The following is a 20,083-nucleotide window of genomic DNA, read 5'->3' on the forward strand; positions in this document are numbered from 1 at the left end:
AGATCCGAATTATGAAAATGACTTTGCCGTTTAAACCCCATGTGCTGGCGCTAATTTGCAGTGCCGGGCTTTGTGCCGCTTCCGGTGCTTTGTATGTAAAAACCCGCACTGTGGAAACGCCTGTAGAAGCGCAAACTGTGCCTGTTGTCACTACAGCTACGCTTCCTGCAACGGTTTCCGCGCTGCCAGTAACGCCCGCCGTCGTCAAATCTACCTTCAGTACTGCACAAATTGATCAATGGGTCGCGCCTGTCGCGCTGTACCCCGATTCTCTGCTTTCACAAGTGTTAATGGCATCAACCTATCCGGCAAACGTTGCGCAAGCAGTGCAATGGTCGCACGATAATCCACTTAAACAAGGTGACGCTGCTATTCAGGCAGTAGCTGACCAGCCGTGGGATGCCAGCGTCAAATCACTGGTGGCGTTTCCACAGCTGATGGCATTGATGGGCGAAAACCCGCAGTGGGTACAAAACCTCGGCGATGCGTTTCTGGCGCAGCCGCAGGATGTAATGGACTCGGTACAGCGTTTGCGTCAACTGGCGCAACAAACCGGATCGCTGAAGTCATCAACCGAACAGAAAGTCATTACGACAACGAAGAAAGCTGTACCGGTAAAACAGGCTGTCACGGCTCCCGTCATACCATCCAATACCGTTTCAACAGCCAGCCCCGTCATTGCAGAGCCTGCACCAACCGTAATAACTATCGAACCAACCAATCCGGATATGGTTTATATTCCCAACTATAACCCGACCGTGGTTTACGGGAACTGGGCCAATTCCGCGTATCCGCCGGTTTACCTGCCGCCGCCAGCCGGAGAACCGTTTGTTGACAGCTTTGTGCGCGGTTTCGGCTACAGCATGGGCGTCGCCACTACATACGCGTTATTCAGCAGCATCGACTGGGATGACGACGATCATGACCATCATCATCATGACGATGATGATTATCATCACGATGGCGGTCATCGTGACGGCAACGGCTGGCAACACAACGGTGACAACATCAATATCGACGTCAACAATTTCAACCGCATCACCGGTGAGCATCTTACTGATAAGAATATGGCATGGCGGCACAACCCAAACTATCGAGATGGTGTGCCTTATCATGACAGGGATATGGCAAAGCGGTTTCATCAAACCGATGTCAGTGGCGGCATGAGCGCCACGTCGCTTCCTGCACCGTCGCGCGACAGTCAGCGTCAGGCTGCGGCAAGCCAGTTTCGGCAACGAACACACTCCACACCTGAGACTACACGCGATACCCAGCGTCAGGCTGCGGCACAGCGATTTAATGAAGCGGAACACTATGGCAATTATGAAGATTTTCGCGAGTTCAGCCGTCGCCAACCACTGACCCAGCAGCAAAAGGATGCCGCTCGCCAGCGTTATCAGTCCGCGTCACCTGAGCAGCGCCAGGCGGTCCGCGAGAAAATGCAGACTAACCCGCAGAACCAGCAGCGAAGAGAGGCGGCGCGTGAGCGTATTCAGTCCGCCTCACCCGAACAGCGCCAGGCGGTACGCGAGAAAATGCGAACTAACCCGCAGAACCAGCAGCGAAGAGAGGCGGCGCGTGAGCATATTCAGTCTGCATCACCTGAGCAGCGCCCACTGAACCAACAACAGCGTGATAACGCCCGCCAGCGTATTCAATCGGCATCTCCTGAACAACGTCAGGTTTTTCGGGAGAAAGTTCAGGAGAACCGCCCGCAACGTCTAAACGACAGTAACCATACTGCCAGGCTGAATAACGAACAACGGTCAGCGGTACGTGAACGGTTGTCTGAGCGTGGAGCAAGAAGACAGGAAAGGTAAATTGCAGGCGTAAAAAAAGCGGCGTTGTTAGCCGCTTAAGACTGATGACAAACATCGAATCGCCCGATGCGCAAGCTTATCCGGCATCAACAACGAGCACTTTGTCAACAATCTGAAGCGGCCAGAATAGCCGCTTCTTAATTTGCCAGATGTTCCGGCACACGAAAAATTACTTCTTCTTCGCTTTCGGGTTCGGCAGGTCGGTGATGCTACCTTCGAATATTTCTGCCGCCAGACCCACAGACTCGTGCAGAGTCGGGTGCGCGTGGATGGTCAGCGCGATGTCTTCCGCGTCACAACCCATTTCGATTGCCAGACCGATTTCACCCAGCAGCTCGCCGCCGTTAGTACCGACAATCGCACCACCGATCACACGGTGAGATTCTTTGTCGAAAATCAGCTTGGTCATACCGTCTGCGCAGTCGGAAGCGATAGCACGACCAGAAGCAGCCCACGGGAAGGTGGCGGTTTCGTAGCTGATGCCTTTCTCTTTCGCTTCTTTCTCGGTCAGACCCACCCATGCAACTTCTGGTTCGGTATAAGCGATAGACGGGATAACTTTCGGATCGAAGTAGTGTTTCTTACCGGCGATAACTTCAGCAGCAACGTGACCTTCGTGAACACCTTTGTGTGCCAGCATCGGCTGACCGACGATATCGCCGATAGCAAAGATGTGCGGTACGTTGGTACGCAGTTGTTTATCAACGCGGATGAAGCCACGGTCGTCAACTTCCACGCCAGCTTTGCCTGCGTCGAGGTTTTTACCGTTCGGCACACGACCAATCGCTACCAGCACGGCGTCGTAACGCTGCGGTTCAGCCGGTGCTTTTTTGCCTTCCATCGTCACATAAATACCGTCTTCTTTCGCTTCAACAGCAGTGACTTTGGTTTCCAGCATCAGGTTGAATTTCTTGCTGATACGTTTGGTGAAGACTTTAACGATGTCTTTGTCAGCCGCCGGGATAACCTGGTCGAACATTTCAACCACGTCAATCTGTGAACCCAGCGCGTGGTATACGGTTCCCATTTCCAGACCGATGATACCGCCACCCATAACCAGCAGGCGTTCTGGTACTTCTTTCAGTTCCAGCGCGTCAGTGGAGTCCCAGATACGCGGATCTTCATGCGGAATAAACGGCAGTTGGATCGGGCGAGAACCCGCTGCGATGATCGCGTTGTCGAAGTTGATCACGGTTTTACCGTTCTCACCTTCAACTTCCAGGGTGTTTGCCCCGGTGAATTTACCCAGACCGTTGACCACTTTTACTTTGCGGCCTTTCGCCATACCAGCCAGACCACCGGTCAGCTGATTGATCACTTTCTCTTTCCAGGTACGAATCTTGTCGATATCGGTTTTCGGTTCACCGAAGACGATACCGTGTTCAGCCAGAGCTTTGGCTTCTTCGATAACTTTTGCTACGTGCAGCAGTGCTTTAGAAGGGATACAGCCGACGTTCAGGCAAACACCGCCGAGGGTGTTGTAGCGTTCTACGATTACGGTTTCCAGACCTAAATCAGCGCAACGGAAGGCAGCAGAGTAACCTGCGGGGCCTGCCCCAAGTACCACGACCTGAGTTTTGATTTCAGTACTCATCATGACCTCTATATATTTATCTCCGGCGGGTCTGACGCTTTTTTTATGACGCCCATTATCCACCGGGTCGTTCTATCCGTCGGTATTTTACAAAATTGTTAACAATTTTTAAACAACAAACGGCAACCGATTTGTCTATTCGCTAATAATCTCAATACATTCATGAGATTACCAGAAAAAAAGCCGGCCGTTGGGCCGGCTCTTTTATTTACATCACCAGACGGCGAATATCAGACAGCGTGTTGTTAATGATGGTAATGAAACGGGCACCATCAGCACCGTCGATCACGCGGTGGTCGAAGGAGAGAGAAATCGGCAGCATCAGACGCGGCACGAACTCTTTACCATTCCACACCGGCTCCATCGCGGACTTGGAAACGCCGAGGATAGCCACTTCCGGTGCGTTCACAATCGGCGCGAAGTGGGTAGTACCCAGGCCACCAATGCTGGAGATGGTGAAGCAACCGCCCTGCATTTCGCTTGCAGTCAGCTTACCGTCACGCGCTTTCTTGGAAATGGTCATCAGCTCGCGAGACAGCTCGATGATGCCTTTCTTATTGACGTCTTTGAATACCGGAACAACCAGACCGTTCGGGGTATCCACCGCCACACCGATGTTGATGTATTTCTTCAGGGTCAGACGCTGACCGTCTTCCGACAGAGAACTGTTGAAGCGAGGCATCTGCTCAAGTGCCGCAGCAACGGCTTTCATGATGAAGACAACTGGGGTTATCTTCACATCCAGCTTACGTTTCGCTGCTTCTTCGTTCTGTTGTTTACGGAACGCTTCCAGCTCGGTGATATCGGTTTTGTCGAAGTGAGTAACATGCGGGATCATCACCCAGTTACGGCTCAGGTTCGCGCCAGAGATTTTCTGGATACGGCCCAGTTCCACTTCTTCGATTTCACCAAACTTGCTGAAGTCCACCTTCGGCCACGGCAACATGCCTGGGATACCGCCGCCAGTCGCCGCCGGAGCCGCTTCTGCACGTTTGATAGCTTCTTTCACGTAAGCCTGAACGTCTTCGCGCAGGATACGACCTTTACGGCCTGTGCCCTTCACTTTCGCCAGGTTAACGCCAAACTCGCGAGCCAGACGACGGATCAGCGGAGTCGCGTGAACGTAAGCGTCGTTTTCAGCAAATTCAGATTTGCCTTCGGCTTTCGCAGCCGGTGCTGCTGCCGGAGCTTCAGCTTTTGCTGCCGGAGCCGGCGCTGCCGCTTCCTGTTTCGCCGGAGCCGCCGCAGGCGCTGCGCCTTCAACTTCGAAGATCATAATCAGCGAGCCAGTTTTCACTTTATCGCCAACGTTGACTTTCAGTTCCTTCACAACACCTGCAAACGGAGCCGGAACTTCCATAGAGGCTTTGTCGCCTTCTACGGTGATCAGTGACTGTTCAGCGGCAACTTTGTCGCCCACTTTCACCATCACTTCGGTCACTTCAACTTCGTCACCGCCGATATCCGGAACGTTAACTTCTTTCACGCCAGCCGCTGGCGCTGGTGCTGCTGCAGGAGCTGCTTCCTGTTTAGCCGCCGGAGCCGGAGCTGCCGCACCTGCTTCACCCGCAACTTCGAAGATCATGATCAGCGAGCCGGTGGACACTTTGTCGCCAACATTCACTTTGATCTCTTTCACGGTGCCCGCAAACGGCGCCGGAACTTCCATAGAAGCCTTGTCGCCTTCTACGGTGATCAGCGACTGTTCAGCTTCAACTTTATCGCCCACTTTCACCAGGATTTCGGTCACTTCGACTTCGTCGCTGCCGATATCCGGAACGTTAACGTCTTTTGCCGCCGCTGCCGCTGGTGCTGCTGCCGGAGCTGCTTCTTTCTTCTCTTCTGCCTGAGCAGGTGCAGCGTCAGCTGCACCGTCGGCGGAATCGAAAATCATAATAAGTGCACCGGTCTGGGTTTTATCGCCAACAGAGACTTTGATCTCTTTAACAATACCTGCCTGCGGAGACGGAACTTCCATAGAGGCTTTGTCGCCTTCTACGGTGATCAGCGACTGTTCGGCTTCAACTTTGTCGCCCACTTTGACCAGGATCTCGGTGATTTCAACTTCATCAGCCCCGATGTCCGGTACTTTGATTTCGATAGCCATTATTCTTTTACCTCTTACGCCAGACGCGGGTTAACTTTTTCTGCATCGATGTTGAATTTGGCGATTGCGTCAGCAACCACTTTCTTATCGATTTCGCCACGTTTAGCCAGTTCGCCCAGCGCCGCAACCACTACATAGGAAGCATCAACTTCGAAGTGGTGACGCAGGTTCTCACGGCTGTCGGAACGACCGAAGCCATCAGTACCCAGGACGCGGTAGTCGTCAGCCGGTACGTAAGTACGAACCTGCTCAGCGAACAGTTTCATATAGTCGGTAGATGCCACTGCCGGAGCGTCGTTCATCACCTGAGCAATGTACGGAACACGCGGAGTTTCCAGCGGGTGCAGCATGTTCCAGCGTTCACAATCCTGACCATCACGCGCCAGTTCGGTGAAGGAGGTCACGCTATATACGTCAGAACCTACGCCGTAATCTTTCGCCAGGATCTGTGCTGCTTCACGGACGTGACGCAGAATAGAACCGGAACCCAGCAGCTGAACTTTACCTTTGCTACCTTCAATGGTTTCGAGTTTGTAGATACCTTTACGGATACCTTCCTCAGCACCTTCCGGCATTGCCGGCATGTGGTAGTTTTCGTTCAGCGTAGTGATGTAGTAGTAAACGTTCTCTTGTTTTTCACCGTACATACGCTCCAGACCGTCATGCATGATGACAGCAACTTCGTAAGCGTAAGCCGGGTCGTAAGAGATACAGTTCGGGATAGTCAGCGACTGAATATGGCTGTGACCATCTTCGTGCTGCAGACCTTCACCGTTCAGGGTAGTACGACCGGAAGTACCGCCGATCAGGAAGCCACGCGCTTGCTGGTCGCCAGCCGCCCAGCACAGGTCGCCGATACGCTGGAAGCCGAACATCGAGTAATAGATGTAGAACGGAATCATCGGCAGATTGTTGGTGCTGTAAGAGGTCGCCGCTGCCAGCCAGGAACAACCTGCGCCCAGCTCGTTGATCCCTTCCTGCAGAATCTGACCTTTCTCGTCTTCTTTATAGTAAGCAACCTGCTCGCGGTCCTGCGGGGTGTACTGCTGACCGTTCGGGCTGTAAATACCAATCTGACGGAACAGACCTTCCATACCGAAAGTACGCGCTTCGTCGGCGATGATCGGTACCAGACGATCTTTGATCGACTTGTTCTTCAGCATCACGTTCAGGGCACGAACGAAAGCGATAGTGGTAGAGATCTCTTTGCTTTGCTCTTCCAGCAGCGCGCCGAAGTCTTGCAGGCTCGGCAGCTCAAGCTTCTCGGTGAAGTTCGGCTGACGGCTTGGCAGATAACCGTGCAGTTTCTGACGCTGTGCGTGCAGATAGGTATGCTCTTCAGAACCTTCCGGGAAGGTGATGTACGGCAGTTTTTCGATATCTGCATCAGACACCGGCACATTGAAACGGTCGCGGATATGACGCACACCGTCCATGTTCATTTTCTTAACCTGGTGCGCGATGTTTTTACCTTCAGCCGCGTCGCCCATGCCGTAACCTTTAATGGTATGAGCAAGGATTACTGTCGCTTTGCCTTTGGTTTCCTGCGCTTTCTTGAATGCTGCGTAGATTTTCTTCGGATCGTGACCACCACGGTTCAGTGCCCAGATCTGCTCGTCAGTCCAGTCTGCAACCAGTGCTGCGGTTTCAGGATATTTACCGAAGAAGTGTTCACGAACGTACGCGCCATCTTTCGATTTGAAGGTCTGGTAGTCGCCGTCAACGGTTTCGTTCATCAGTTGGATCAGTTTACCGCTGGTATCTTTACGCAGCAGTTCATCCCAACGGCTACCCCACATCACTTTGATCACGTTCCAGCCAGCACCTTCGAAGATGCCTTCCAGTTCGTTGATGATCTTGCCGTTACCGGTGACCGGGCCGTCAAGACGCTGCAGGTTACAGTTGATAACGAAGACCAGGTTATCCAGTTTTTCACGGGTAGCGATGGTGATCGCACCTTTGGATTCCGGTTCGTCCATTTCACCGTCGCCGAGGAACGCGTAAACGGTTTGTTTAGAGGTATCTTTCAGGCCACGGTGTTCCAGATATTTCAGGAATTTAGCCTGGTAAATAGCACCAATCGGTCCCAGACCCATAGATACGGTCGGGAACTGCCAGAATTCCGGCATCAGTTTCGGGTGCGGATAGGAAGAGAGGCCATTGCCGTGAACTTCCTGACGGAAGTTATCGAGCTGCTCCTGAGTCAGACGACCTTCCAGGAAAGCACGAGCGTAAACGCCCGGAGAGATGTGACCCTGGAAGTAAACCAGGTCGCCGCCATCCTGCTCGTTGCGTGCACGGAAGAAGTGGTTAAAGCACACATCATAAATGGTTGCGGAAGACTGGAAGGATGCCATGTGGCCGCCCAGTTCCAGATCTTTTTTGGATGCACGCAGAACCGTCATGATGGCGTTCCAGCGGATAGCTGAACGAATACGGCGTTCCAGTTCCAGATTACCCGGATACTCCGGTTGTTCTTCAACGGGGATGGTGTTGATGTAGTTGCTGACGCCGGTGCCTGCGGCTACGTTGACTCCGCCTTTGCGGGCTTCAGCAAGCAGTTGGTCGATCAGATACTGAGCACGCTCAACACCTTCTTCACGGATGACCGATTCGATCGCCTGGAGCCAGTCGCGAGTTTCGATCGGATCCACGTCATTTGGGAAACGTTCTGACATGGGTTATTCCTTATCTATCTAATAACGTTGAGTTTTCTGGAACCTGTCCCATTGAACTCTCGCCGGAAAGCTCAATAAGACAGGTTCTACGTTTAGTTGCCGCGCTTTTATATGCGCTTGATTTACAACATCTTCTGGCTAATTTTCACCAGAAAAATCACTAATTCTTTCGTTGCTCCAGACGGCGCAGAGAACGCTCACGGCGACTCTCTTCACGGCTTCTGTCGAGCAAAATTTCTTCGATAAAGGCCAGATGGCGATGTGATGCTTCGCGCGCTTCTTCCGGCTTACCGGCCATAATCGCTTCGAATATGCGGGTGCGGTGACTACTCACCAGCGGCAGCATCTCGCGACGCGAATAGAGCAATTCGAAGTTCTGACGGACATTCTGAGCCAACATCGGCTCCATACACCTTAGCAGATGAAGCAAAACCACATTGTGGGCCGCTTCGGTGACGGCAATCTGATACTGGAGTACGGCATTTGATTCCGCGTCCAGATCGCCAGACTGCTGCGCCAGCTCTATGGCGTGATGGAGTTCACGGATGCGTTCCTTGTCTTCATCGGTACTACGCAGCGCGGCGTAATAAGCGGCGATACCTTCCAGGGCGTGTCGTGTTTCGAGCAAGTCATACTGTGATTCAGGATGGTCGGAGAGCAGCTCCACCAGCGGATCGCTGAAACTTTGCCAGAGGCTGCTCTGGACAAAAGTGCCGCCACCCTGGCGACGAAGCAACAAGCCCTTCGCTTCGAGACGTTGAATCGCCTCACGCAAGGAGGGACGGGAGACGTCGAACTGTTTCGCCAGTTCGCGTTCCGGTGGGAGTTTTTCGCCCGGACGAAGTGTGCCTTCGAGGATCAAAAACTCCAGTTGCTGCTCAATCACATCGGAGAGTTTTGGTTGGCGGATTTTGCTGTAGGCCATGAGTTCCTGTCTTAAGCCACTTGCCGAAGTCAATTGGTCTTACCAATTTCATGTCTGTGACGCTAAAGTAACAAAGTATTCACCTTATGTCCATACAGGTTTTGATTGAAATCATGAAACTGTGCACATTTTAACAACTTGACACATATGACGTTTCAAAGTTGTAACTATGCACAAATGTAGACTTTACGTGAGCAATGGTTTTTTTAACGTTTATTAAACTATAAAAATCCAAATTGAACCGATTCACTTACCAATTTTTCGATTTTTAATGCCATTAAAATGAATTTATATTCATTTATTGCGATGGGGTGTTTCGGGGCTTTCCTTTACAAACGATTTCTTTTTAGGCAACTCATCTTCAACCTGGCATAAAGCGAGTGCATTCACTGGCGCATACCATTATTCTTGATCTGACGGAAGTCCCTTTGTAACAATTCAAACGTTTTTGATGTAAACAAATTAATACAACAAACGGAATTGCAAACTTACACACGCATCACTGCGTAGATCAAAAAAACAATCACCGCACGAGGTTTCATGATGGAAGGTCAACAGCACGGCGAGCAGCTAAAGCGCGGCCTTAAAAACCGCCATATCCAGCTTATCGCGCTGGGTGGCGCGATAGGGACAGGACTATTCCTGGGAAGCGCCTCCGTAATACAGTCCGCAGGGCCAGGGATTATCCTGGGTTACGCTATTGCCGGTTTTATCGCCTTTCTGATCATGCGTCAGTTAGGTGAAATGGTGGTCGAAGAACCGGTAGCAGGCTCCTTCAGCCACTTTGCTTATAAATACTGGGGCAGTTTTGCTGGTTTCGCCTCTGGCTGGAACTACTGGGTACTGTACGTTTTAGTTGCCATGGCAGAGCTTACTGCCGTCGGCAAATACATTCAGTTCTGGTATCCGGAAATCCCCACCTGGGCTTCGGCCGCCGTATTCTTTGTGGTGATCAATGCCATCAACCTGACCAACGTTAAAGTGTTTGGCGAGATGGAGTTCTGGTTTGCCATTATCAAAGTTATCGCGGTGGTGGCGATGATCATCTTCGGTGGCTGGCTGCTGTTCAGCGGCAACGGTGGCCCGCAGGCGAGCGTTAGCAACCTGTGGGATCAAGGTGGCTTCCTGCCGCACGGCTTCACCGGGCTGGTGATGATGATGGCGATTATCATGTTCTCGTTCGGCGGTCTGGAACTGGTAGGCATCACCGCAGCAGAAGCAGATAACCCGGAGCAAAGTATTCCCAAAGCGACTAACCAGGTTATCTACCGCATCCTGATTTTCTACATTGGTTCCTTAGCCGTTCTGCTCTCCCTGATGCCGTGGACGCGCGTTACCGCCGATACCAGTCCGTTTGTGCTGATCTTCCACGAGTTGGGCGATACTTTTGTCGCTAACGCCCTGAATATCGTGGTGTTGACGGCGGCGCTTTCGGTTTACAACAGTTGCGTCTACTGCAACAGCCGTATGTTGTTCGGTCTGGCACAACAGGGGAACGCACCGAAAATGCTCGCTTCCGTCGATAAACGCGGCGTACCGGTAAACACCATTCTGGTCTCTGCGTTGGTTACGGCATTGTGCGTACTGATTAACTACCTTGCCCCAGAGTCCGCATTCGGACTGTTAATGGCGCTGGTGGTATCTGCACTAGTGATCAACTGGGCGATGATTAGCCTTGCGCATATGAAATTCCGTCGCGCCAAACAAGCACAAGGTGTGGCTACCCGTTTCCCTGCTCTGCTCTATCCGCTGGGTAACTGGATCTGCCTGCTGTTTATGGCGGCGGTACTGGTAATTATGCTGATGACGCCGGGAATGGCGATTTCGGTTTACCTGATCCCGGTATGGCTGCTCGTGTTAGGCATCGGCTATCTGTTTAAAGAGAAAACCGCAAAAGCCGTAAAAGCGCATTAATTTCTCTACGCCCTCACCCGCGCTGGGTGAGGGCTACAATCTTTACACTAACGCTCCGTAAATCGTCAGTAGCGCAATCACCACCACAACCACGAACGAAGTTTTCTTCGCCATTGAAACCGCTGCTTTCGGCGTCTCCACCTTATCGATATGCGGTTCACGCGCCAGAGAGAACTGCGCCAGACGCGTTAACACCTGATATTGCGAAGTATGGAAATCACCCAGCGAAGCAAACCAGGCAGGTAATGCTTTTTCACCGTGACCGATCAAGGCATATACCACGCCCGCAAGGCGAACCGGCACCCAATCCAGCACATGAAGCACGGCATCAATGCCGGACTGTAAACGATGATGCGGCGTCTGGTAACGCGCCAGCCAGTATTGCCATGCACGCAAAAACGCATAACCCATCAGCGTAACTGGCCCCCAGGTTCCCCCTACAATCAACCAGAACAGCGGCGCCAGGTAAAAACGGAAATTGATCCACAGCAGTGCATTTTGCAGTTCGCGCAAGAACTCACGTTCATCACAACCTGCAGGAACACCATGAATCATGGTTAATTCGCCAGCCATTGTGGAACGGGCATGGCTATCGTTACGTGAAGCGGCTGTCAGATATGCATGATAATGGAGACGCACTTTACCCGCGCCAATACACAGTAAACCAAGCAACAGCCATACCAGCAGCGTCGGGACGTTGAACAATAACCCATGCAACGCGCGCAACAGCAAAAAAGTCACCCCCATAGCAATAATGGTCATACCTAACGTGCGCCCCAGCGAAAAATGTTTCACCCGCCGAAAGAACGCTTCAAGACGGTGATCAAGCTGCCAGTGCTCGCCCAACTTAAACAGGCGCTCAAAAATTAACACCAGTAAGGTTGTGAATAGCGTCATGTTGTCTCCTTGCTGACCAGCGCACGAAACCGTGCCCAATCAAATGCAGGACCAGGATCGGTTTTACGATCCGGCGCAATATCGCAATGCCCCGTCATATTATTAGCGATATCTGGATAGCGATGAATCAGCGCCCGCGTAACCGCCGCCAGTTGCTGATACTGCGCATCGGTATAAGCCAGCGTGTCGGTGCCTTCCAGCTCAATCCCAATAGAAAAATCATTACAGCGTTCGCGACCTTGATACTGAGATATCCCCGCGTGCCAGGCGCGTTTATCGAAAGGAACATACTGGACAATTTCACCATCACGGCGAATCAAACAGTGGGCGGAAACGCGCAAATGGGCGATCTCAGCAAAGAAGGGATGTGCCTGCGGATCAATAGTTCCGGTGAATAATGCATCAATCCACGGACCGCCAAACTCACCTGGCGGCAGGCTAATATTGTGCACCACCAGCAGGGTGGGTGTTTCGTCATCCGGGCGGCAATCGTAATGTGGTGAGGGAACGCGGCGCGCGCCGACCAGCCACCCCTGTTCTAACAACATGCAGGATCTCCTTATATGTGGTGCTAATACCCGGTTCAGAGTAGCATGTTTCTACCTTATGATTCGTTAGCTATCTGGAGTTTTAACATGCCGCCTCGCCGCTATAACCCTGACACCCGACGTGACGAGCTGCTGGAACGCATTAATCTCGATATCCCCGGCGCGGTGGCTCAGGCGCTGCGAGAAGATTTAGGCGGAACAGTTGATGCCAACAACGACATTACGGCAAAACTTTTACCGGAAAATTCTCGCTCTCATGCCACGGTGATCACCCGCGAAAATGGCGTATTTTGCGGCAAACGCTGGGTTGAAGAGGTGTTTATTCAACTGGCAGGCGACGATGTCACCATTATCTGGCATGTGGATGACGGCGAACTCATCCACGCCAATCAACCCTTGTTCGAACTTGAAGGCCCATCCCGCGTGCTGTTAACGGGCGAACGCACGGCGCTCAATTTTGTGCAAACTCTTTCCGGGGTTGCCAGTAAGGTTCGCCACTATGTCGAATTACTGGAAGGCACCAACACGCAGTTGTTGGATACGCGCAAAACCTTGCCGGGTCTGCGTTCGGCTCTGAAATACGCGGTACTTTGCGGCGGCGGAGCGAATCACCGTCTGGGGCTTTCTGACGCCTTCCTGATCAAAGAAAACCATATTATTGCCTCCGGCTCAGTGCGTCAGGCGGTCGAAAAAGCGTCCTGGCTGCACCCTGATGCGCCAGTAGAAATCGAAGTAGAAAATCTGGAAGAACTTGATGAAGCCCTGAAAGCAGGTGCCGATATCATCATGCTGGATAACTTCGAAACAGAACAGATGCGCGAAGCCGTCAAACGCACCAACGGCAAGGCGCTACTGGAAGTGTCTGGCAACGTCACCGACAAAACACTGCGCGAATTTGCCGAAACGGGCGTGGACTTTATCTCCGTCGGTGCACTAACTAAACACGTACAGGCACTCGATCTCTCAATGCGTTTTCGCTAATTCCTGACAGATTTATCCGCTCCGTAGCGGGCGGATAATCTTCCCTTCCCCAACTTTCTTCGTAACGCCTCGCAAATTTCTTGTCTTTCGCTGCAACGTAATAAAAAACCCCGGAAGCCACCTTCCCGTTTCGTTTTTTGCCCCTCGCCTGTACCGATGGCGTTTGCCAAAGTAGCGCCAACGAAATCAAGGAGCGAAACAGATGGACAAGCAACGCGGTTTTACACTTATCGAACTGATGGTGGTTATTGGCATCATTGCCATTTTAAGCGCCATCGGCATTCCCGCTTATCAGAACTACCTGCGCAAAGCAGCACTCACCGACATGCTACAAACCTTTGTGCCTTACCGTACTGCCGTAGAATTGTGCGCGCTGGAACATGGTGGATTAGACACCTGTGACGGCGGTAGCAATGGTATCCCCTCGCCCACCACCACTCGCTATGTCTCTGCCATGAGCGTGGCGAAGGGCGTGGTGTCGCTGACCGGGCAAGAAAGTCTTAATGGTTTAAACGTCATCATGACACCGGGTTGGGATAACGCAAACGGCGTCACCGGCTGGACGCGCAACTGCAATATTCAAAGTGACAGCGCATTGCAGCAAGCCTGCGAAGATGTCTTCCGCTTTGATGACGCCAACTAAGGAGCGGCAATGAATATTTCACAGCTCACCGCCCTGTGTCTGCGTTATCAGGGAGTCTTGCTGGATGCCAGCGAAGAGGTGGTTCATGTTGCGGTAGTCGATGCGCCTTCGCATGAATTCCTCGATGCCTTACATTTTGCCACCACTAAACGCATTGAGATCACCTGCTGGACGCGCCAGCAAATGGAAGGCCATGCCAGCCGCTCACAACAAACGTTGCCCGTAACCGTTCAGGAGAAACATCAGCTCAAGGCAGAGTTGCTGACCCAAACGTTACAATCTGCGCTGGAACAACGCGCGTCTGATATTCATATCGAACCAGCGAACAGCGCCTACCGTATCCGCTTGCGTATCGACGGCGTGCTGCATCCTTTACCAGATGTTCCACGGGATGCCGGAGCCGCATTAACCGCCAGATTAAAAGTGCTGGGAAGCCTGGATATTGCGGAACATCGCCTGCCGCAGGACGGGCAATTCACTGTCGAACTGGCAGGGAACGCCGTCTCATTTCGTATTGCAACCTTGCCATGTCGGGGCGGTGAAAAGGTGGTATTACGGTTGTTACAGCAGGTAAACCAGGCGCTGGATGTCAACACGCTGGGAATGCAGCCGTTACAACTGGCGGACTTTGCTCATGCCCTACAGCAACCACAAGGACTGGTGCTGGTAACTGGGCCAACCGGAAGCGGAAAAACCGTCACGCTTTATAGCGCCCTGCAAACGCTGAATACCGCTGATATTAATATTTGTAGCGTCGAAGATCCGGTTGAGATCCCCATCGCCGGGCTAAACCAGACGCAAATCCATCCACGTGCCGGTCTTACCTTTCAGGGCGTTTTGCGCGCGTTATTACGCCAGGATCCCGATGTCATCATGATCGGAGAGATCCGCGATGGCGAAACGGCAGAAATCGCCATTAAAGCCGCGCAAACGGGTCATCTGGTATTGTCCACGCTACACACTAATTCCACCTGCGAAACGCTGGTGCGTTTACAGCAAATGGGCGTTGCTCGCTGGATGCTTTCATCGGCGCTCACGCTGGTGATAGCCCAGCGGCTGGTACGCAAACTTTGCCCGCATTGTCGCCTGCAGCAAGGGGAACCCATCCATATTCCCGACAATGTATGGACATCGCCGCTGCCCCGCTGGCAAGCACCCGGTTGTAGACACTGCTACCACGGTTTTTATGGTCGCACGGCCTTGTTTGAAGTTCTGCCTATAACACCGGTCATACGTCAGATTATTTCCGCTAATACCGACGTTGAATCGCTGGAAACGCACGCCCGACAGGCGGGAATGCGCACGCTTTTTGAAAACGGCTGCCTGGCCGTGGAGCAAGGCTTAACCACCTTTGAAGAGTTAATCCGCGTATTGGGGATGCCGCATGGCGAGTAAGCAACTCTGGCGCTGGCATGGCATAACCGGCGACGGCAATATGCAAGATGGGATGCTATGGGCAGAAAGCCGTACTTTGTTGATTTTTGCGCTACAGCAACAGACGGTTACCCCACTGCGTCTGAAGCGAATCGCCATCAATCCTGCACAGTGGCGAGGAGATAAAAGCGCGGAAGTCATTCATCAACTGGCGACGCTACTCAAAGCCGGCTTAACCCTTTCTGAAGGGCTGGCGCTGCTGGCGGAACAGCATCCCTGTAAGCAATGGCAAGTATTGCTGCAATCGCTGGCGCACGATCTCGAACAGGGCGTTGCCTTTTCCAATGCCTTATTACCCTGGTCAGAGGTTTTCCCACCGCTCTATCAGGCGATGATCCGCACGGGTGAACTGACCGGTAAGCTGGATGAATGCTGCTTTGAACTGGCGCGCCAGCAAAAAGCCCAACGTCAGTTGACCGACAAAGTGAAATCAGCGTTGCGTTATCCCATCATCATTTTAGCGATGGCAATCATGGTGGTTATGGCAATGCTGCATTTTGTTCTGCCGGAGTTTGCCGCTATCTATAAGACCTTTAATACCCCACTACCGGCGCTAACGCAGGGGATCATGACGCTGGCAGACTTTAGTAGTGAATGGGGCTGGTTGCTGGTGTTGTTCGGCTTTCTGCTGGCGATAGCCAATAAGTTGCTGATGCGCCGTCCGACCTGGCTTATCGTGCGACAGAAATTGCTGTTACGCATCCCAATTATGGGTTCCCTGATGCGGGGACAAAAACTCACGCAGATTTTTACGATTCTGGCGCTGACACAAAGTGCAGGAATTACTTTTTTACAAGGGGTTGAGAGCGTCAGAGAAACAATGCGCTGCCCGTACTGGACGCAACTTCTGACACAAATCCAGCACGATATCAGTAACGGTCAGCCCATCTGGCTGGCGCTAAAAAATGCCGGTGAGTTTAGCCCACTCTGTTTGCAATTAGTGAGAACAGGAGAGGCATCCGGCTCGCTGGATCTCATGCTGGAGAATCTCGCCCACCATCATCGGGATAACACGCTGGCGCTGGCAGATAATCTTGCAGCCTTACTGGAACCGGCGTTGCTGGTCATTACAGGAGGAATTATCGGTACGCTAGTGGTGGCAATGTACCTGCCAATTTTCCATTTAGGCGATGCGATGAGTGGGATGGGATAACGCTGGCGTGGTGATCCACGCCAGCATTGGGAGATTACAGATTATTGAAGATACGGTTTTCTTGTTCCTGCACACGGATAAACGTGGTGCGCTTAGTCAGCTCTTTCAGGCGTGAAGCCCCAACGTATGTACAAGCTGAACGCAGACCGCCTAAAATATCACGCGCGGTATTTTCAACCGGACCACGCAGCGGCAGCTTAACGGTTTTACCTTCTGCAGCGCGATATTCCGCAACGCCGCCAACGTGGCGTTTCATCGCAGACTCGGAGCTCATGCCGTAGAACAGCATAAATTTCTCGCCGTTCTCTTCTACAATGCGACCACCACTCTCTTCGTGGCCTGCCAGCATACCGCCGAGCATCACGAAATCAGCACCGCCGCCAAAGGCTTTCGCGACATCGCCCGGTGTGGTGCAGCCACCATCGCTGACGATCATCCCGCCCAGACCGTGCGCAGCATCGGCACATTCGATTACCGCAGAAAGTTGCGGATAACCGACGCCTGTTTTGACGCGAGTTGTACAGACAGAACCTGGGCCAATACCAACTTTAACGATATCGGCACCGGAGAGGATAAGCTCCTCACACATTTCACCAGTCACTACGTTGCCAGCACAAATGGTTTTGGTCGGCCACGCTTCACGCGCTTTCGCAACGAACTGCACGAAGTGTTCGGAATAACCATTCGCCACGTCAATACAAACGAAGTTTAATGCCGGGTTCAGGTCGAGAATTTGTTTGGTTTTTTCGAAATCCGCATCAGACGTGCCGGTAGAAACCATCACATGTTTCAGCACATCACCGGAAGAATTGTTGATAAACGCTTGCCACTCTTCGACAGAATAGTGTTTATGCACAGCGGTAAGAATATCAAAAGAAGCCAGCGCAGAGGCCATGGAAAAAGTGCCTACGGTGTCCATATTCGCGGCGATAATCGGCACGCCGGACCAGCTCTGACCTGAATGTTTGAAGGTGAATTGACGCTCCAGTTCAACATCGGAACGACTTTTAAGAGTAGAACGTTTAGGACGGATGAGGACGTCTTTAAAACCTAACTTCAGATCTTCTTCAATACGCATGTGCGGATTCCTGGGGTTAATGGCTATAAGGATAAGAGCGCAACTCCAGTGACGCTATCATACGCACTAATCGATGTGGCGCAAGACTGCGAAATTGTCTTTTTTTACGCTACAATCCCATAAATTTACCTGGTAAATAATGAGCGAACGTTCCATCAATTTCGCTTTTGTACGCTCATTTTTAACGTTTTGATAATCATGATGAATTCCCGGGAATATAAATTATGAGGTATATAGTTGCCTTAACGGGAGGCATTGGCAGTGGCAAGAGTACCGTTGCAAATGCGTTTGCAGACCTCGGAATTAACGTCATTGATGCCGATATTATTGCGCGTCAGGTGGTTGAACCAGGTGCACCTGCGCTACGTGCCATTGCTGAACACTTTGGCGCTGACATGATTGCTGCTGATGGCTCATTGCAGCGCCGGGTCTTGCGCGAGCGGATCTTCGCCAACCCGGAAGAGAAAAACTGGCTTAACGCCCTGCTGCATCCGCTGATTCAGCAGGAGACGCAACGTCAGATCCAGCAGGCAACTTCCCCCTATATACTGTGGGTTGTGCCATTGCTGGTAGAAAACTCACTGTATAAAAAAGCGAATCGTGTGCTGGTGGTGGATGTCAGCCCAGAAACGCAACTTAAGCGTACCATGCAGCGCGATGATGTTACTCGCGAGCATGTCGAACAAATTCTTGCTGCCCAGGCAACGCGCGAAGCCCGTCTTGCCGTGGCAGATGACGTCATTGATAATAACGGCGCACCGGATGCTATTGCATCGGATGTTGCCCGCCTGCACGCACACTATTTGCAGCTTGCGTCGCAGTTTGTCTCACAGGAAAAACCGTAATGCAGACCCAGGTCCTTTTTGAACATCCACTAAATGAAAAAATGCGTACATGGCTGCGCATTGAGTTTTTAATTCAACAACTCACCGTAAATTTACCCATCGTTGACTACGCTGGCGCTCTGCATTTCTTCCGTAATGTCAGTGAATTGCTGGATGTTTTCGAGCGCGGAGAAGTGCGCACTGAGCTATTGAAAGAGCTTGACCGCCAGCAACGTAAACTCCAGACCTGGATTGGCGTGCCAGGCGTTGATCAGAGCCGTATTGAAGCATTAATTCAGCAGTTAAAAGCAGCGGGTAGCGTGTTGATTTCTGCGCCGCGTATCGGGCAATTTCTGCGTGAAGACAGGCTGATTGCCTTAGTGCGTCAGCGTCTGAGCATACCTGGCGGCTGTTGTAGCTTTGATTTGCCCACTTTGCATATTTGGCTACATTTACCCCAGTCACAGCGTGACAGCCAGGTAGAAACCTGGATTGCCAGCCTGGACCCGCTCACCCAGGCACTTACCATGGTGCTGGATCTGATTCGCCAGTCGGCTCCTTTTCGTAAACAAACCAGCCTGAACGGTTTTTATCAGGATAATGGCGAAGACGCTGATCTGCTGCGGCTGAATCTGGCGCTTGATTCACAGCTTTATCCGCAAATTTCCGGTCATAAAAGCCGTTTTGCGATTCGTTTTATGCCGCTGGACAGTGAAAATGGTCTGGTGCCAGAGCGCCTGGATTTTGAACTGGCTTGCTGCTAAGGAGTTACGATGTCAGAAACTATTACGGTGAATTGCCCAACCTGCGGGAAAACTGTGGTGTGGGGTGAAATCAGCCCGTTTCGGCCATTTTGTTGCAAACGTTGTCAGTTGATCGACCTCGGAGAATGGGCTGCTGAAGAAAAACGAATCCCCAGCAGCGGCGATCTTTCTGAGAGTGATGACTGGAGCGAAGAGCCAAAGCAGTAACATTTTGTCTGATGCCGCACGTAGGCCTGATAAGACGCGCCAGCGTCGCATCAGGCATCTTGTGCAAATGTCGGATGCGGCGTGACGCCTTATCCGACCTACAGACGCTTAAGCTTCGCAATTACCGGTTCATTGGCTGGAGGAAAATCATCGGCATTAAGACCGACTAGCGACATCCACTCACCGGGTTGCCCTTCTTTACCCCACGGCTCCCCTTCCCAACCTTCGACCAGCCAGAACCACAGAGTGATATGCCTGTCCGGGAATTCATATTCCAGTTTTTCAAATAGCGAAAAATGTTGTGGGGTAATCCCGACTTCTTCCTGAAGTTCACGCACCACCGCCTGTTCCGGCGTTTCGCCCATTTCAATTTTACCGCCGGGAAACTCCAGTTTATTCGCCATGTGCGCATCTGCTGCGCGACGCGTTATAAAGATTTCATTGTTCTCGTTGCGAATAATACCTACCGCAATTTGCAACTTTTTCATTGTCTTAAACCTATAAAAAAGGCGCAGA

18 protein-coding genes are annotated in these 20,083 nt (G+C 52.0%); 9 read left to right on the forward strand and 9 right to left on the reverse strand.

The annotated features are described in order from the left end of the window. Positions 1–11: 11 nt before the first annotated feature. Positions 12–1,820, forward strand: a complete 1,809-nt coding sequence (locus C3D30_RS13700) for a DUF3300 domain-containing protein (RefSeq protein ID WP_105286992.1) — start codon at positions 12–14, stop codon at positions 1,818–1,820. Positions 1,821–1,989: 169 nt separating this feature from the next. Here C3D30_RS13700 and lpdA read toward each other — a convergent pair whose 3' ends face one another. The 4 genes from lpdA to pdhR form a co-directional block, all read right to left on the reverse strand. Then, positions 1,990–3,414 carry a dihydrolipoyl dehydrogenase gene (lpdA, locus tag C3D30_RS13705; protein WP_000102484.1) on the reverse strand — a complete coding sequence of 475 codons (1,425 nt, stop codon included), beginning with the start codon at positions 3,412–3,414 and terminating at the stop codon, positions 1,990–1,992. Between the two features lie 208 nt (positions 3,415–3,622). After that, positions 3,623–5,521 carry a pyruvate dehydrogenase complex dihydrolipoyllysine-residue acetyltransferase gene (aceF, locus tag C3D30_RS13710; protein ID WP_105286993.1) on the reverse strand — a complete coding sequence of 633 codons (1,899 nt, stop codon included), beginning with the start codon at positions 5,519–5,521 and terminating at the stop codon, positions 3,623–3,625. Positions 5,522–5,535: 14 nt separating this feature from the next. Beyond that, positions 5,536–8,199 carry a pyruvate dehydrogenase (acetyl-transferring), homodimeric type gene (gene aceE, locus C3D30_RS13715; protein WP_000003836.1) on the reverse strand — a complete coding sequence of 888 codons (2,664 nt, stop codon included), beginning with the start codon at positions 8,197–8,199 and terminating at the stop codon, positions 5,536–5,538. A gap of 160 nt (positions 8,200–8,359) precedes the next feature. Next, positions 8,360–9,124, reverse strand: a complete 765-nt coding sequence (gene pdhR, locus C3D30_RS13725; RefSeq protein WP_000331776.1) for a pyruvate dehydrogenase complex transcriptional repressor PdhR — start codon at positions 9,122–9,124, stop codon at positions 8,360–8,362. A 540-nt stretch (positions 9,125–9,664) separates the two neighbouring features. Here pdhR and aroP point away from each other — a divergent pair. Then, complete coding sequence (gene aroP, locus C3D30_RS13730) at positions 9,665–11,038, forward strand: aromatic amino acid transporter AroP (protein WP_077630333.1); 1,374 nt, start codon at positions 9,665–9,667, stop codon at positions 11,036–11,038. Positions 11,039–11,080: 42 nt separating this feature from the next. Here aroP and ampE read toward each other — a convergent pair whose 3' ends face one another. Both ampE and ampD read right to left on the reverse strand, forming a co-directional pair. Further along, on the reverse strand, positions 11,081–11,935 hold the full coding sequence (gene ampE, locus C3D30_RS13735; protein WP_105286994.1) for a beta-lactamase regulator AmpE: 855 nt from the start codon (positions 11,933–11,935) through the stop codon (positions 11,081–11,083). Beyond that, the gene (gene ampD / locus C3D30_RS13740; protein WP_000923717.1) at positions 11,932–12,483 is read right to left on the reverse strand and encodes a 1,6-anhydro-N-acetylmuramyl-L-alanine amidase AmpD; all 552 of its coding nucleotides are present in this window, start codon (positions 12,481–12,483) and stop codon (positions 11,932–11,934) included. Before ampD ends, ampE begins: the two co-directional genes overlap by 4 nt. An 87-nt stretch (positions 12,484–12,570) precedes the next feature. Between ampD and nadC the strand changes: the two genes are divergently transcribed. The 4 genes from nadC (at position 12,571) to hofC (ending at position 16,694) form a co-directional block, all read left to right on the forward strand. Beyond that, positions 12,571–13,464: a carboxylating nicotinate-nucleotide diphosphorylase gene (gene nadC, locus C3D30_RS13745; protein WP_105286995.1), complete on the forward strand. Its 894-nt coding sequence runs from the start codon at positions 12,571–12,573 to the stop codon at positions 13,462–13,464. A gap of 202 nt (positions 13,465–13,666) precedes the next feature. Next, on the forward strand, positions 13,667–14,107 hold the full coding sequence (ppdD, locus tag C3D30_RS13755; protein ID WP_000360898.1) for a prepilin peptidase-dependent pilin: 441 nt from the start codon (positions 13,667–13,669) through the stop codon (positions 14,105–14,107). A 9-nt stretch (positions 14,108–14,116) separates the two neighbouring features. After that, the gene (gene gspE, locus C3D30_RS13760; protein ID WP_105286996.1) at positions 14,117–15,502 is read left to right on the forward strand and encodes a type II secretion system protein GspE; all 1,386 of its coding nucleotides are present in this window, start codon (positions 14,117–14,119) and stop codon (positions 15,500–15,502) included. Then, positions 15,492–16,694, forward strand: a complete 1,203-nt coding sequence (gene hofC, locus C3D30_RS13765) for a protein transport protein HofC (protein WP_105286997.1) — start codon at positions 15,492–15,494, stop codon at positions 16,692–16,694. Before gspE ends, hofC begins: the two co-directional genes overlap by 11 nt. A 34-nt stretch (positions 16,695–16,728) precedes the next feature. On the opposite strand, the gene guaC is transcribed toward hofC, so the two are convergent. Both guaC and C3D30_RS20495 read right to left on the reverse strand, forming a co-directional pair. After that, positions 16,729–17,772: a GMP reductase gene (gene guaC / locus C3D30_RS13770; protein ID WP_001217350.1), complete on the reverse strand. Its 1,044-nt coding sequence runs from the start codon at positions 17,770–17,772 to the stop codon at positions 16,729–16,731. Positions 17,773–17,927: 155 nt separating this feature from the next. Continuing rightward, positions 17,928–17,972 (reverse strand): hypothetical protein, encoded by a 45-nt coding sequence (locus tag C3D30_RS20495; protein WP_176241868.1) that lies wholly within the window; start codon positions 17,970–17,972, stop codon positions 17,928–17,930. 24 nt (positions 17,973–17,996) lie between these two features. Here C3D30_RS20495 and coaE point away from each other — a divergent pair, with 24 nt between their 5' ends. From coaE to yacG, 3 genes are read left to right on the forward strand one after another with little or no spacing between them, the layout of a single operon-like run. Continuing rightward, the gene (gene coaE, locus C3D30_RS13775; protein ID WP_001269534.1) at positions 17,997–18,617 is read left to right on the forward strand and encodes a dephospho-CoA kinase; all 621 of its coding nucleotides are present in this window, start codon (positions 17,997–17,999) and stop codon (positions 18,615–18,617) included. Then, positions 18,617–19,360, forward strand: coding sequence for a cell division protein ZapD (zapD, locus tag C3D30_RS13780; protein WP_001194741.1), 744 nt, complete (start codon positions 18,617–18,619; stop codon positions 19,358–19,360). Before coaE ends, zapD begins: the two co-directional genes overlap by 1 nt. Before the next feature lie 9 nt (positions 19,361–19,369). Beyond that, positions 19,370–19,567 (forward strand): DNA gyrase inhibitor YacG, encoded by a 198-nt coding sequence (gene yacG / locus C3D30_RS13785; protein ID WP_000005033.1) that lies wholly within the window; start codon positions 19,370–19,372, stop codon positions 19,565–19,567. A gap of 98 nt (positions 19,568–19,665) precedes the next feature. On the opposite strand, the gene mutT is transcribed toward yacG, so the two are convergent. Further along, positions 19,666–20,055, reverse strand: coding sequence for an 8-oxo-dGTP diphosphatase MutT (gene mutT, locus C3D30_RS13790; RefSeq protein ID WP_105286998.1), 390 nt, complete (start codon positions 20,053–20,055; stop codon positions 19,666–19,668). Between the last annotated feature and the right edge of the window lie 28 nt (positions 20,056–20,083).

The sequence above is a fragment of the Escherichia sp. MOD1-EC5433 genome, assembly GCF_002966005.1.
GTDB classification, from domain to species: domain Bacteria; phylum Pseudomonadota; class Gammaproteobacteria; order Enterobacterales; family Enterobacteriaceae; genus Escherichia; species Escherichia ruysiae.

Bases quoted from the DNA above. Each gene is read 5' to 3' on its own strand.
- ppdD (WP_000360898.1), top strand. From the start codon at position 13,667: ATGGACAAGCAACGCGGTTTTACACTTATCGAACTGATGGTGGTTATT.
- hofC (WP_105286997.1), top strand. From the start codon at position 15,492: ATGGCGAGTAAGCAACTCTGGCGCTGGCATGGCATAACCGGCGACGGC.
- C3D30_RS13700 (WP_105286992.1), top strand. From the start codon at position 12: ATGAAAATGACTTTGCCGTTTAAACCCCATGTGCTGGCGCTAATTTGC.
- zapD (WP_001194741.1), top strand. From the start codon at position 18,617: ATGCAGACCCAGGTCCTTTTTGAACATCCACTAAATGAAAAAATGCGT.
- mutT (WP_105286998.1), bottom strand. From the start codon at position 20,055: ATGAAAAAGTTGCAAATTGCGGTAGGTATTATTCGCAACGAGAACAAT.
- coaE (WP_001269534.1), top strand. From the start codon at position 17,997: ATGAGGTATATAGTTGCCTTAACGGGAGGCATTGGCAGTGGCAAGAGT.
- ampE (WP_105286994.1), bottom strand. From the start codon at position 11,935: ATGACGCTATTCACAACCTTACTGGTGTTAATTTTTGAGCGCCTGTTT.
- aroP (WP_077630333.1), top strand. From the start codon at position 9,665: ATGATGGAAGGTCAACAGCACGGCGAGCAGCTAAAGCGCGGCCTTAAA.
- ampD (WP_000923717.1), bottom strand. From the start codon at position 12,483: ATGTTGTTAGAACAGGGGTGGCTGGTCGGCGCGCGCCGCGTTCCCTCA.
- lpdA (WP_000102484.1), bottom strand. From the start codon at position 3,414: ATGAGTACTGAAATCAAAACTCAGGTCGTGGTACTTGGGGCAGGCCCC.
- aceF (WP_105286993.1), bottom strand. From the start codon at position 5,521: ATGGCTATCGAAATCAAAGTACCGGACATCGGGGCTGATGAAGTTGAA.
- nadC (WP_105286995.1), top strand. From the start codon at position 12,571: ATGCCGCCTCGCCGCTATAACCCTGACACCCGACGTGACGAGCTGCTG.
- aceE (WP_000003836.1), bottom strand. From the start codon at position 8,199: ATGTCAGAACGTTTCCCAAATGACGTGGATCCGATCGAAACTCGCGAC.
- guaC (WP_001217350.1), bottom strand. From the start codon at position 17,772: ATGCGTATTGAAGAAGATCTGAAGTTAGGTTTTAAAGACGTCCTCATC.
- pdhR (WP_000331776.1), bottom strand. From the start codon at position 9,124: ATGGCCTACAGCAAAATCCGCCAACCAAAACTCTCCGATGTGATTGAG.
- gspE (WP_105286996.1), top strand. From the start codon at position 14,117: ATGAATATTTCACAGCTCACCGCCCTGTGTCTGCGTTATCAGGGAGTC.
- yacG (WP_000005033.1), top strand. From the start codon at position 19,370: ATGTCAGAAACTATTACGGTGAATTGCCCAACCTGCGGGAAAACTGTG.